The sequence below is a fragment of the Planctomycetia bacterium genome (genome assembly GCA_016795155.1).
In the GTDB taxonomy this organism is placed as follows: domain Bacteria; phylum Planctomycetota; class Planctomycetia; order Gemmatales; family HRBIN36; genus JAEUIE01.
Genome location: JAEUIE010000034.1, coordinates 1 through 14,103, shown reverse-complemented (window position 1 = coordinate 14,103; position 14,103 = coordinate 1). Strand labels below are relative to the sequence as shown.

Below are 14,103 nucleotides of genomic sequence, written 5' to 3'. Positions count from 1 at the left end.
CAGAGTGCGGCAAGAGTGGTCACAATAGCATTCCAGAGTTGGTGCTCCATAATCGGCTCCGAAGGTGGTACTTCTGGTGCCTAGTATGGAGCCCAACTTGTTGTCGCGCAATACCTTTCGGCTCATGGCGCAAAAAGCTCTTCAGTCCTGGGTAGAATACAATTCCTATCGCCCTGATCCTGAAAGGATTACCACCTTCGCAGCGACAAGTCCTGGGCTTTATTGGGTGATCCTTTCAGGATCAGTAAGCGGACCACCTACGGACGATGGTTTGCCGGTATGTCCGGTTAACTTTGCTGGCTGAACGATACCGTGTTACTCTTTCTTCATCGGAAGAACCGTTCACGGAACATATCAATATCGGCAAGCATGGCATCGAACGTTGCTTCGACTTGCTTCTGGGGCGTACCCAGCTGTCTGTCGAAAATCAAAGGGTACCCATAACTTCGAGAGACAGCACTGACATCAACCTGGTGCATAGCCATGAGCGCCATCAGAGCATAGTCGCATACTCTTGAAGCCATGGGAGAATGAATTCCTAAACCAGTGTGATAATTGAAATCGAAAACTACTCTTTTGTCTCTCAGCATACCGGGTATAGCCATACTGCACATCGTGCATTTGCAAAAGGAATAGCACGAAATCATTCTGCAATACTTGCGAAGATCGTTCTTGGCTAACTGTTCCAGTCGAATGCTTCTAAATTTCTTATGCTTCTCATCAATAAATGCTGATTATCTTGTTTCGCAATGAAGGAATATGCCACCATTCAGACCTGATGCCATACAAAATCTCAAGACTTTCATACAGGCCTTGGTCTTTCCCTCTATTCACGAGAAGCATGATAACATACTCGTCGATGGTGTTCTTGTTTCCGTATGCCATCAAAATGCGACCGCCTAACAGAGACTCGTTTTTGACAATACGCGCATAGTATCTGTGAATCATTTCTTGCGAGTGCCTGGTTTTCTGTGTTGCCAGCATATTCAAGGTGGTGAAAGTTGCATCCATGTTGGGACAAAGAGGGTTCAACACTAACTCAGTAGCAGCCAGAAGCGCTCCCTGAATCAGCAAGCAAAGCGAGATGATGTACATGTTTCGCCTTTCTTCCAATATGGCTGAACATTGCTCTGACTCATTCAACTAAGCAGGCAGATCGCTGACATCAAGCCTCTTGTGCTCCGCCAGCCAGCGGAAGCGTTTCAGGGTAGCTGCAAACCCGGTTTCCAGTGATGTAATGGGAAGCGGGCCGAACTGTTGCTGCAAGCCATCATCACGGAAGCCATGAGCGACTGGCAACGATTGTGTGCCATGCGTAATCAGTTTCTTGGCGGCAGGATCGATTTTCTCCATGGTGCCTGTGATGGTATCAATGTGCACCTGTTGGCCACGCAGGTTGTAGACGACTGCACCCTTAAACTCCGGCTTGCTGGTTGCACAGCGGATGAAACTGCGGGCGACATCGTCAGCAAACTGCATATCCTGCCAGCCGCCAAAACTGATGTGGTAGGGTTTGTTGATGGCCAGGCTCTTGAGGGCTTTGGTTGGTTCGCTGGTCATGCCAAAGTCGCGACCCACGCCGTAGACCGTAGCGGGGCGGATGCCCACGCTGTGGATGGCATTCTCTTCAAAGTAGATTCGTGCATTGCCTTCGTTGGCAGCTTTGTAAACGCCGTAATGGGTGGTAGGGCATGCAGCAGCAGTATCGTGCAAAGGCGGTGCCTGTTCATCTTCCGGCGGCCCGTAGACCGCGGCTGAACTGGCGTAGACGATTCGTTTCACCTGATCCTTGAGCGCCTTAGCTGCTTCGAACACAGAGAGCGTGCCCAAGACATTAACACGGGCGCCACGCATCGGATCAGCCCGGCACACAGGCACCTGCAAACCAGCCAGGTGGATGATATGGGTGATGCCTTCCTTCTCGACAACTTTTCGGAACGCTTCAGCGTCGGCTACATCGCCCTGATGGAAGCGGACGAGTTGAACCTGTTCTGGTTCGAGCAACTGGTTCAGCCTTTTGGGTTCAAACTGAACATCGTAGACGTGAACTGTGTCGCCGCTTTCAATGAGATTCTTGACGATCCAGGAACCAATGCAGCCAAACCCGCCGGTGAGAAGTAGAGGCATTGCAACCTTCTATGGAAAAGAAAAACCCGGCAGCTTTGTTACCGGGTTAATGAATCAAGATACCAATAATTCCGTTATTTCACCTTGCCATTCGGCAACGTGCCAAGGTTGTCATACAGGTGACACAACGATGTCATCAGCTTCTTCCAGTCGGCTTCGTGCAGGCTTTCATTCGGAGAGTGTGCGTAGCTCTTGGGGTCTTCGATGCCGAGTAGAAGCGCTGGTGCACCGCCGAAGAGCTTGGCAAGTGGGCCGACGAAACCGATGGAACCGCCGCTGCCGATGGCTAATGGTTTCTTCTTGAAGCCTGATTCCAATGCCCGGCGGGCAGCATCAAAGGCTGGACCAGTCGGGTCGGTCATCCACCAGTCGGCACTGTGGCCACTGGGGTTCACTTTCACTTTGACTCCCCATGGCGGGTTGGCACAAAGGAAATCACGCATGGCCTGCACGATGTTCTTAGCCTTCATATCGGGTACGGTGCGGACACTCAGAATGGCCTTAGCTTTAGGCAGCACCTGGTTGGATCGCTGGGCCAGCGAACTGGCTTCCATGGCAATTACCGTTGCTGCGGGGAGCCGCCATTTCTGTTCACAGACATGCACATTCAGTGGATGCACCAGATCGAGGCCGGGCAACAACTGAAATTCTTTCTTGAGTTTGTCTTCGGTGATGGGCAGTGTTTTGTATTCGGCTTTCTCTGCAGCGGTCAAAGGCCGAACGCCTTCATACAGTCCTGGAACGGGGATGCGCTTGCGTCGCCAGCACAGACGGCCGAGAATTTCTGCCAGGGCAATGGCTGCATCAGGCAGCACGCCACCACCGGAACCACTGTGCACTGGTTGCTTGAGCGTTTCTACTTCTACCAGCAGTTCAACGATGCCTCGCAGAGAGTAGGTAATGCACGGCGTGCCCACTTCAACATTGGAGGTATCGCAGACGACGATGACATCGGCTTGGATCATCTTCTGATACTGTTCGAAGAATGGAATCAGGTGGCGAGAGCCGATTTCTTCTTCACCTTCGACGAGCATCTTAATGTTGACGGGGAGCTTGCCTGCGGTTTTCAGAAACGCTTCGATGCTGGCCAGGTGACAGGTAATAGCACCTTTATCGTCGGCAGAGCCACGGCCATAAAAGCGACCAGCTTTGGTGGTCATCTTCCAGGGATCAGTGTCCCAGCCGGCGTACTTGCCCGTTTTGGGGTCCTGATTCTGGCAAGGTTGCACATCATAATGGCTGTAGAGAAAGACCGTTGGTTTGCCGGGTGCATGCAGATGTTCGCCATACACGTAGGGATAACTTTTCCCGTTCTGACCATCAATCTGCCTGGCAACGACATTTTCCAACCCGGCCGCGATCATCTGATCCTTGACCAGGTTGGCACATTTGAGAATGTTGGGCACATCGGGCGTACCGCAACTGACACTGGGAATAGCCACCAGTTCACGAAGGTCAGCGACGAAGCGGTTGTGGTGTTTGGCGAGGTAATCGAGAGCGTTTTTCATTCGAAATAGGCCAGCTTTTGTGAAGGTTCCAAGTTGCAAGGCAGTATGGTAACATCCGTTTGGCCCAATGAAAGAGCCTAGTGGATGGTTCTTGCCGAATTTACTGGGGATCAATCATCGGCTGAAATTCAGGGCTTATTGTAGGATTCCCCTCTTGATTGTGCTGAAAATTCTGCCATCTTGAGTCTTTTCCACTGCAATTTTTCACCGGAGTGAATCGGCATGGCCGTTACCACCGATACCCAACCGCCCGCATTCCAACCTTATGTCAGCGATGAAGCGGGTAAAACCATGAAGGAATTTACCTGGTCCGCGGTGTTGCTGGGGACGGTGCTGGGTGTGGTGTTTGCCGCGTCATCCCTTTACCTGGTGCTCAAAGTGGGCATTACTGTTTCGGCATCAATCCCTGTCGCGGTGCTGGCTATCACGCTTTTCCGCTTCTTCTCCAAACTGATTGGCACACGACAAACAACGATTCTTGAAAACAACGTCGTTCAGACAGCAGGCTCCGCTGGTGAATCACTTGCTTTTGGCGTCGGTGTGACCATGCCTGCCCTGCTGTTATTGGGTTATGAGATGGACATCCTCCGCATCATGGTGGTTTCCATTCTGGGTGGATTGCTTGGCATCCTGGCCATGATTCCGCTTCGCAGGCTCTTCATTGTGAAGATGCATGGCAAACCGGGTCAGCCTGGAACATTGCTATACCCTGAAGGAACGGCGTGCGCTCAGGTGCTGATTTCTGGTGAAAAGGGTGGAACCACAGGAAAAACAGTGTTCATCGGATTTGGGTTGGCCTTTGTGCACAAGTTTGTCACAGAAGGCATGTCGTTGCTGATGGGCACCGTTACTTATCCGTTAACCTTCATCAACAAGATGGCAGTATATGCTCACGAAATGGCATCGGAACTTTTAGGCGTCGGTTACATCATTGGTTTGCGAACCAGTGCAGTCATGATGGCAGGCGCTATTCTGGGTTACCTGGTTATCATCCCCACCATTTACATGGTGGGCGAATATGCCGACAAAAATGTGCCACCAGGTACCGCATTGATTCGTGACATGTCGGTAGGACAGATTCGCAACAACTACCTGCTCTTTATTGGAGCCGGGTGCGTGGCAACTGCGGGCATCATCAGCATGGGTAAAACGTTGCCTACTATCATCCGAGGGTTAACAGGAAGCCTGCGAAGTGTGAAAACTGGTGGAAGTCAGGTCGACAACTTGAAACGCCGAACCGAAAATGACATGCCAACTTCGGTGGTGTTATTGGGAAGCCTCGCGCTCATTGTGGTGCTGGCACTATTTCTGATAGGCGAGGTGGGCGTGACCAGCGCCATTCTGGGAGCGCTTCTAGTGGTGCTGTTTGGCTTCCTGTTTGTTACGGTCTCATCACGCTTGACTGGTGAAATTGGTTCATCATCCAATCCGATCTCAGGCATGACAGTCGCCACACTGATGCTGACATGTCTGATCTTTGCGACCCTGGGGTTCACTTCGCCCAGTTACCGACTACTGGCACTTTCCATTGCAGCCGTCGTGTGCGTTGCTTCTTCCAATGGTGGCACTACGGCACAGTCGCTTAAGACTGGCTTCCTTGTGGGTGGCACACCCAAAGCAGGCCAGTATGCCATTCTAATCGGGGCATTGGTGTCTGCATTAGTCATCGGCTTCCTGCTCTTGGCGTTTAACAAATCGGGAACCATTTTCAGCAAGAAAGAAGCCAACCTTCCCAAGGTCGTGCTGAATCAGACGGAACTTGCGAAGCTCAATGAAACCATTGAGTATGAAGGCAAACAGTATAAGGTTTGGCGAGCCAGCGGAGCGAACCTTTCCGATGAAGTGAAAGACGACAAGGGAAATGTGAGCTACAAACCTCGACCTGAAATCAAGATTGTCAATCGTGGCATTTACTATGTTGATCCCACAACAGGCAAACCCGAAGTAGTTCGCGATGATGCCATCATGGGGCAGATCAAGGAAAAGGATGATGGCACTGCTGTCAAACGCGAGTTTGATGCACCCAAGACCCAGGTGATGGGCTTGATCATCAACGGCGTGCTCAAGGGAGATTTGAACTGGAGCATGGTAGGCATCGGTGCGATGATCGCCTTCTTCCTCGAGTTGTGTGGCGTATCATCTCTCGCTTTCGCAGTGGGTGTCTATGTACCCATTCAATACTCTGCGGCCATCTTTGTAGGTGGCATCATTCGATGGATTGTTGACACCATCATGGCCAGGCGGGCCGCAGCCGATGTCGCTGCTGCTGGAGATGATCCGGAAGCACGAGCGAAGGCAGAAATTGAAGCCATCCGCAAGAGCGAAACCAGCCCAGGTGTGCTGCTGGCCAGCGGTTATATTGCTGGCGGTTCACTGGCAGGCGTGCTGATGGCGTTCCTGGCGTTCAGCAAGGAAATACCTCGTGACCTTACCAACTGGCAATACTCGACTGTTACTATTGGGCAGGTGAAATCATTCGACGACGCCATCAAGGATATTGCCCGCGAACAGTATCACATTGATGTCGACAAACTGGATGCCAAGAAAGAGCCCGATAAAGCCGAAAAGCTGGGCGAATTGAAAGCCATCAATTTTGACCTGCCAATTCGCTATATCAAAGTACCTGCAGGTACCAAGCTGAAACTGCCTAAGGATGAAGAGAAAGGCGAGGAATATACCACACAGCGTGAAATGACCTTGGGTGAGGCAGCCAGGGAAGCACTTGGACGTGAACGCAAAGCCGTTGATCTATCTCAAAGCAATCCAGGATTGGAACTGCCCAAAACACTACCCGCAGATGCGGTGGTGAAACTGCCTCAATCCAAACTCCCTGCAATTGTGGCGTTCACCTGCTTATGCCTGCTGTTGCTGGTTGTTGGTGCAGGCTGGTTGCTGAAAGGCAAGGAATCAGAAGAAGCTGCGTGATAGTATCGGCTTCTTGGTAATCAACTTCCGCTCCTCGCCAGTTGGCGAGGAGTTTCATTTCTGCAGATTCGACTCTGTCACGCATTCCTTCCATAGTTCATCAATGTCTTTACCGATAGCGGTTTTGAATATGCCTTTTTCATAAGCACGTTCCTACATCGCACGATGAATCTTATCAACGCTTGCTGGAAATTTCTGATCCATCCAGAGGAAGAACCGGCCGGTGGTGCGGTAGCTGTCGGTGTACTTTTGTCGTTCTGTCAAACGCGAAGGAAGCGCCCAGCCTTTTTGTTCTTTGGGGCATACACATGCCGGGCGTAGTCAGCAATGCCTTCGACTATCCATCCAGGTTCACCGCGTGGGTACATCTGCACAGCATGGGTGAGTTCGTGGGTCAGCAGCGCAAAGTCTTCAGGATGTTTCTTCAGCCATTGAACTCCCACGGTGACGCGGTTGCCAGAACAGTGTGCCGGGATGTTCAGCTTGCTGTCAAAAATGATGCGGATGTGCCGGGGTGCAGACTTGTTCGTGTTTTCAAACCGCGCCAACAGTTTGGGGTAACATTGGAAATAGAGTGTGGTAAGGTTTCCAGCCACCGGGGCCAATTCGGCATCGACATCACCTTCGATGGTGACTGTCAGCGTTTTCGGTTTTTCTGCGGGTTGTTGCCCGGCAGGTGGTTGCATGATTAAGGCACAAAGAAACGCAGTAAGAATCGGTTAAACTCTTAAAATTAAAGGGGTTGTCATTATATGAGAGCAGATTGAGCGTTTAGTATCGGTTTGCCACTGCCTACTACTGACTTCTGCATGATGCCTTCTTAGAATATCTGAAATTCCGCGCAATCTTCATTGCTTATAACCCTCTCTCAGGCATCGAAGGATTCCTTTTATGGCTCTTACCGCGCAGCAACGCGACGCACAGTACGCCCAAGCAGAAGAACTGTTTTTCAAAGAAGGCGCCCTCGGCGGATTTGCCAAGGGATTGTTTTTCGGACTCTTCAACTCCGAAATTGTGTTCCCCTATCCGCAATTGGCGGAGAAGGAGCTGGATATCACAGCGAAGAAAGTCGCTGAACTCAAAAACTTCTGCGAGAAGCACGTTGATTCGGTCGCTATCGACAAGAACTGCGAGATTCCGCAATCGGTAATTGATGGTCTGGGCGCCATTGGCGTGCTTGGAGCTGCTGTGCCCGCGGAATACGGCGGACTGGGTCTCGGGCAGTATGCCTACTGTAAGATGCTCGAAGTAGTTGGCGGCGCTGATGCATCGCTAGGCATTTTCGTCAATGCACACCACAGCATTGGTTGCCGATCGCTCATTCTCGAAGGAAACCAGGAACAACGCGAACGATTCCTTCGCGATGTTGTCAAAGGCAAGAAGATTGCTGCTTTCGCACTGACCGAACCTGAAGCAGGTTCTGATGCAGGCAACGTGCAGACAACTGCAACACCTACTGAGGATGGCTCAGCGTACATTATCAATGGTTTCAAGCACTACATCACCAATGGTGGCTTTGCCAGCGTGCTGACCGTCATTGCCCGCACTCCCAAGGCGGATGGCAAGGGCGATGAAATCACTGGATTCCTGGTCACACCCGATATGCCCGGCTTTGAAGTCGTGCTGAAGAATCACTTGAAATGTGGCGTGCGTGGCACGATGCAGGCCAAGCTCCGCTTCACGAACATGCGTGTGCCGAAAGAGAACATCGTTGGCAAGCTGGGGCGTGGCCTCAAGTTGGGCCTGTCGGTTCTTAACTTTGGTCGCACCACGTTTGGCGCATGTTGCACCGGAGCAGCTAAAGTGTGTGTGGAAGCTGCTGCCCGCCATGCCAACACCCGCAAACAGTTCGGCCAGACGCTGGGCGAATTTGAAATGGTGAAGAAGAAACTGGCCAACATGGCTGCCGAGACCTTCGCCACTGAATCAGCCACATATGTTTGTGCTGGTTTGATTGACAAAGGCTCCAGCGATTACATGCTCGAAACGGCCATGCTGAAAGTATGGGCCAGTGACTCCCTCTGGCGAACCGTCAACGACTGTATCCAGATTTTCGGCGGGAAAGCCTACTTCAGTGATGAGCCTTACGAACGCATGATGCGTGATGCCCGCATCAACCAGATTGGCGAAGGCGCCAACGATGTGATGCGCCAATTCATTGCCATGTATGGCTTCGGCACCGTCGGCAAGATTGTTGACAATGCTCTCAAGTCACCATTCAGCGGCATGGGGGCACTCTTCAAGCTGGCAGGCAATCGACTGGCGGCACGCTTTAAGGATCCCCATGTACCTGTCAAGCACAAGGAACTGGAACCATATGCCAAAGAACTGGCCCAGCGCGTCAAGGATTTCGGCCTGGCAGTGGAAGGGGCGCTTCGCAAACACCAGAAGGCGATTCTTGATAAAGAATATGTTCAGGAACGTATGGCCGATGCCTGCATTGAGATCTTCAACAGCGCCTGCGTGTTGAGCCGCTTGGATTCAGAATTGTCAAGTCAGGCGCCTGACATCAATAAGAATCTGCCCGTCGGCACGTTCTACCTGAAGGTCGCCAACCGCCGCATCAAAGCCAACCTGGCAGCGATGAATGACAACGATGATGAGGCGACAACGGTGGCAGCCAACCTGGTACTGGATCAGTACAAGGCATCGGTGACGAACGGGAAGCACTAGAATAATCCATTTCAAAACACACAAGCCACTCGGAATCTCCGAGTGGCTTGTTACATTACTTACTGACATCTTACCAGAAGCGAACTGACCACCAGTCGCGGTTGCCTGAGTGGTTGCTCAGGTACCAGAAGCCATCATCGAATGACAGGGTAGCATTCCGCCAGCCGAGTGGTGCGCGGGGGAAAGGGTTGAATGGCCCGATGAATGGCATGGCATCAGCTGGGTAGCAGGTTGGGTAACCCACGCGGCTGAAGTTGTTGTAAGGAGCGTAGGTCGGCCAGGCATAAGGGGGCAGCGGAGGAGCAGGCTGCTGGAAACCAGGGCCGCCACCACCAGCGCTGAAGCTGGGGATTGGTTCATTAGCTGCCCAAGCTGGGGGAGCTTCAGCAGGCTTGGCTGGTGAAGGAATCGGTTCCTGAGCTGCAGACTGGCGGATCGCGCCACGAATGCTCAGCTTATTGCTGACAGAATCAACGCCGGCAACTTCCTGTGCCAGTTTGATAACTTCAGCCTGCTGATTGGCGTCGTTGACCATACCATGCAGTTCAACCTTGCTGCCATCCACCAGGATGTCAAGCTGATACTGACTGAGCTTGCTGGAAGCGCTGATCTTCCTCGCTACAGAAGCGGCAAGCTGTTGATTGGCATTATTGTCCTGTGCGAAAGCCGAGCCTGCAAGAGCGGCCAGCACGGGCACTGCCAGAAGGAACTTCCTGAGCATAGCATCCTCCGATGATGCGGGTGTGCGACATTGTCTGGTCGCCGTCTACCGCCCTGCTGAGATTACACGCAGCACCTGTTGCCGGTACAGGGTCGGCCGGTCGTCCATAAACCCAAGGTCATCATCGAACGAACTACCCCGACAAGGCGAATAGAACCATTGCATGCTGCACAGGTTTCATCACCCACAGGACGTATCTTCGGTTCCTCCAGCAACAGTGGCAGCATCGGCGGGCATGGTGTTCACGAAACTTTTGTTATTTGGGGAGCAAACACTGCAATCCTTCGCATCGAACCTTTTCATGAACTAGATAAAAGAATCGCATCATAATTGTTAAAGAATGATAACCGGCTCACAAACACGCTGTACCTGCCTGATGAAACATCCGGTTCATATGTTGGGTCTATAACGGTGTAACCGTTACTTCACCTCTCTTCGTCCGAGAATGGAAAAATGCGAAATACACTTTTTCTGGCATTGCTAATGCCGGGTTTGCTGCCTCAATCGACAAATGCCCAGAATCCACCCTTACTACTACAGCGGCCTGCAATCAGCAGCAGCCATGTTGCTTTTGTTTATGCAGGCGACATCTGGACGGTGGAACGGGCTGGCGGTGAAGCCAGGCGGCTGACGGCTGGAACCGGGTTGGAGAGTTACCCGGTCTTTTCACCCGATGGCAAGTGGGTTGCGTTTGCTGGCGACTATGAGGGCAACCTCGATGTCTATGTTGTTGCAGCAACAGGAGGCGTACCACAACGCATAACGCATCATCCCGACCCTGATGTACCTGTCAGTTGGTCGCCTGATGGTAAGCAGGTAATCTTCCGTTCTCCTCGCTCCAGTTATGCCCGTTTCCTTCGCCTCTTCAGCGTCTCTGCACATGGCGGACAGCCGACCGAATTGCCGTTGCCTCAAGCTGAAGAAGGTTCACTTTCACCCGATGGTAAGCACATTGCTTATGTGCCTCTTTCCAATAAACCGCAGTTTCCCGGTTCGTTTCGGCCTGTGCGGAACTACAGAGGGGGCTCCGCATCGCCAGTGTGGATCGCTGATCTCGCTGATTCTTCCATCACGCTCGTGCCTCGCACCACTTCCAACGATTTCAACCCTATCTGGATAGGCAATACGGTCTATTTTCTGTCGGATCGTGATGGGATGGCGACCCTTTACAGCTATTCACCCACCAGCAAAGAAGTGAAGCGTTTGCTTGATCCGGGTGATGCCGATATCAAGTCTGCCTCAGCATGCAGCGATGCCATTGTTTACGATCGCTTTGGCACCTTGCATCTGTTTGATTTGAAGAGCCAGAAATCGCACCCCATCTCTGTACGCATTCAGGCCGATTTGCCTGGCGTGCGAACCAAGGTGGAGAAAGCAGCCAAGTCGATTCAAAAGGCCAGCCTGTCGCCAACTGGTAGCCGGGCAGTCTTTGAAGCACGTGGTGAAATCCTTACGGTCCCTGCAGAAAAAGGTGACATCCGCAATCTCACGAACAGTTCTGCATTTGCTGAACGTGATCCGAAATGGTCGCCTGATGGAAAATCCATTGCCTACTTCTCCGATGAATCGGGGGAATATCTCCTACACATTCGTTCGCAGGATGGCAAGGGCGAGACCAAGCAGATCAAAGTCGGCGATGCTCCGTCCTTCTTCTACAACATCGCCTGGTCGCCCGATGGCAAGTACATCGCATTAGCCGACAAGAAGTTGAACCTCTGGCATGTCGAACTCAGCACAGGCAAATCGACCAAAGTGGATTCCGGCATCTACGATGAAGAGCCGATCATTCCTTACTGGTCGCCAGACAGCAAGTGGATCACGTTCTCACGCTCACTGAAAAATTACCTTAGTGCTGTGTTCCTGTATTCGCTTGACTCAGGCAAAATCATTCAGGTAACCGATGGCATGAGCGATGCCCGCTACCCTTCGTTTGATGCCAATGGCAAATACCTCTATTTCACTGCCAGCACTGATATTGGCCCTGCCGTGGGTTCAGGCATGGCAGCGATCAACCGGCCCGTGACCCGCACAGTTTACCTGACTGTTCTCAGCAAGGATGAACCTTCGCCACTGGCTCCTGAAAGTGATGATGAAAAGGAGAAAAAGGAAAGCAAGGATACAGACAAGAAGGAAGAAAAGAAAACCGTTGAAGTCAAAGTCGATGAAGCTGATCTGGATCAGCGTACGCTGGCATTGCCGATTCCACCAAAGAATTATCAGGGACTTTTGGCAGGAAAAACAGGTGTGATATATGTGCTTGAAGGCCCAACCGTTCCAGGGCTGGAAGACACGAATGAACCACCACCAGTCACGATTCATCGATTTGAACTAGCCAAGCGAAAGACAGAAAAAATCGCTGATGGAACCAGTTTCGTAACAGTCTCGGCCAATGGCGAAAAGCTGCTTTATCGCCAGGGTGAGGATTGGCATCTGGTTGGCGCTGCTGGTGCACCCAAGCCAGGCGATGGCACCCTCAAGATGGATGCTTTCGAAGTCCGTGTTGATCCAATGGCAGAATGGAAACAGATTTACCAGGAAGTCTACCGCATCGAACGGGATTTCCTTTACGATCCTCAATTCCACGGATTCGATCTGCAATCGAACTGGAAGAAGCATGAAGCTTATCTGCCCGGGTTAGGTAGCAGGCATGAATTGAACTACCTGCTGGATGAACTGCTGGCAGGATTATGTCTCCAGCATGTTTACCTGTCTGGTGGCGACACGCCGAGAATGGAGAGCCGCAAAGGCGGCTTGCTGGGTGCTGATTACACCATCGAACAGGGTCGTCATCGCATTTCCAGGGTGTATCGCGGCGAAAGCTGGAATCCGACTCTTCGTGCACCACTGACTCAGCCTGGCGCTGCTGTCAAGGAAGGCGAATTCCTGCTGGCTGTTAACGGTGTGGAACTGCGAGGCGAAGATGAAATATTCAAACTGTTCGAAGGCACTGCTGGCAAACAGACCATCATCAAAGTAGGCTCATCGGCTGATGGCAAAGATGCCCGCGAGGTAACGGTGGTTCCCGCAGGTAGTGAACGGGCACTGCGCAATCTGGCCTGGGTCGATGGCAACCGTCGGGCTGTGGACAAGCTCACTGGTGGCAAAGTAGCCTATGTGTATCTGCCTAACACAGCGAATCAGGGTTATGCCCGGTTCAACCGTTACTTCTTTGCCCAAGCCGGGCGGGATGGTGTCATTGTTGATGAACGCTTCAACGGCGGCGGATTACTGGCAGATCATGTGATCGATTATTTGCGTCAGCCTATCCGCAACTATGCTTCCACTCGTGAAGGCAAAGACCAGGCATTCCCTACTTCCGCCATCCCTGGCCCCAAGGTCATGTTGATCAATGAACAGGCTGGTTCAGGCGGCGATTACCTGCCCTACACGTTCAAGCAGTCTGGCCTGGGCCAACTGATTGGCAAACGCACGTGGGGCGGATTGGTGGGTATTGATGGGTATCCCCAACTGATCGATGGTGGTGGCGTCACTGCTCCACGCTGGGGCATCTGGTTCCCCTCAGGCAAATGGGAAGTGGAAAACCGTGGTGTCACTCCTGATGTGGAAGTCGAGTTCGACCCGAAACTGGTCCGCCAGGGCAAAGACCCACAACTGGAGAAAGCCATCGAAATGGTGATGTATGAACTTCAAAGAAACCCGGTAGTTCACCCCAAACGCCCGCCGTTCCCGAATTATTATGACCCGAAGGTGAAGGATGCGGCGGAAGGGAAATAGGGATACGCGTCAGTAGATTATTGACACTCTCCTGCGGAATCGGGAGAGTGTTCCGTTTTGGAATTTGCAACACCTTAGTAGCTTGACACCGTCACAGTCTGCAGCAATATTAAGACGGAGATCGCTTATGTATTACACCTTCTCCACATGTGTAAGGAGTTTCCCTGATGCCCGATGTGACTCGACGACGGACAGGGGAATTCGTTCGCAATCTCTTCGCCATACTGATTCAGAAACCTGAAGGAATGCTGGCACGCGATGCACTGGCAGCACTTAGAGCATTTTCAAAAACCATCTTGCGCATTCAGGTAATACATGAAATACTGTGACGTGTCCATGTCATGGAGTCACAGATGAAAGCGTACTCGGTTGATTTACGTGAGCGGGTGTTGGCAGACTTTCAGGGAGGCATGA

General features: G+C 52.0%; 9 protein-coding genes. 4 read left to right on the top strand and 5 right to left on the bottom strand.

All coding sequences use genetic code 11. The annotated features are described in order from the left end of the window. Nucleotides 1–326 precede the first annotated feature (326 nt). The 3 genes from JNJ77_13535 to JNJ77_13525 all read right to left on the bottom strand — a co-directional run bounded on the left by JNJ77_13535 (nucleotide 327) and on the right by JNJ77_13525 (nucleotide 3,635). The gene (locus JNJ77_13535; protein MBL8823606.1) at nucleotides 327–524 is read right to left on the bottom strand and encodes a hypothetical protein; all 198 of its coding nucleotides are present in this window, start codon (nucleotides 522–524) and stop codon (nucleotides 327–329) included. Between the two features lie 619 nt (nucleotides 525–1,143). Beyond that, complete coding sequence (locus JNJ77_13530; protein MBL8823605.1) at nucleotides 1,144–2,127, bottom strand: SDR family oxidoreductase; 984 nt, start codon at nucleotides 2,125–2,127, stop codon at nucleotides 1,144–1,146. Nucleotides 2,128–2,201: 74 nt separating this feature from the next. Next, on the bottom strand, nucleotides 2,202–3,635 hold the full coding sequence (locus tag JNJ77_13525) for a M20/M25/M40 family metallo-hydrolase (GenBank protein MBL8823604.1): 1,434 nt from the start codon (nucleotides 3,633–3,635) through the stop codon (nucleotides 2,202–2,204). Between the two features lie 222 nt (nucleotides 3,636–3,857). Here JNJ77_13525 and JNJ77_13520 point away from each other — a divergent pair, with 222 nt between their 5' ends. Further along, the gene (locus tag JNJ77_13520; GenBank protein MBL8823603.1) at nucleotides 3,858–6,560 is read left to right on the top strand and encodes an oligopeptide transporter, OPT family; all 2,703 of its coding nucleotides are present in this window, start codon (nucleotides 3,858–3,860) and stop codon (nucleotides 6,558–6,560) included. Nucleotides 6,561–6,820: 260 nt separating this feature from the next. On the opposite strand, the gene JNJ77_13515 is transcribed toward JNJ77_13520, so the two are convergent. Continuing rightward, nucleotides 6,821–7,246 (bottom strand): hypothetical protein, encoded by a 426-nt coding sequence (locus JNJ77_13515; GenBank protein MBL8823602.1) that lies wholly within the window; start codon nucleotides 7,244–7,246, stop codon nucleotides 6,821–6,823. 205 nt (nucleotides 7,247–7,451) lie between these two features. Here JNJ77_13515 and JNJ77_13510 point away from each other — a divergent pair, with 205 nt between their 5' ends. Next, nucleotides 7,452–9,233: an acyl-CoA dehydrogenase family protein gene (locus JNJ77_13510; protein MBL8823601.1), complete on the top strand. Its 1,782-nt coding sequence runs from the start codon at nucleotides 7,452–7,454 to the stop codon at nucleotides 9,231–9,233. 70 nt (nucleotides 9,234–9,303) lie between these two features. Here JNJ77_13510 and JNJ77_13505 read toward each other — a convergent pair whose 3' ends face one another. Then, nucleotides 9,304–9,954, bottom strand: coding sequence for a BON domain-containing protein (locus tag JNJ77_13505; GenBank protein MBL8823600.1), 651 nt, complete (start codon nucleotides 9,952–9,954; stop codon nucleotides 9,304–9,306). Between the two features lie 453 nt (nucleotides 9,955–10,407). Between JNJ77_13505 and JNJ77_13500 the strand changes: the two genes are divergently transcribed. Both JNJ77_13500 and JNJ77_13495 read left to right on the top strand, forming a co-directional pair. After that, nucleotides 10,408–13,689, top strand: coding sequence for a PD40 domain-containing protein (locus JNJ77_13500; protein MBL8823599.1), 3,282 nt, complete (start codon nucleotides 10,408–10,410; stop codon nucleotides 13,687–13,689). Between the two features lie 167 nt (nucleotides 13,690–13,856). Next, nucleotides 13,857–14,018, top strand: a complete 162-nt coding sequence (locus JNJ77_13495; GenBank protein ID MBL8823598.1) for a hypothetical protein — start codon at nucleotides 13,857–13,859, stop codon at nucleotides 14,016–14,018. Nucleotides 14,019–14,103 lie beyond the last annotated feature (85 nt).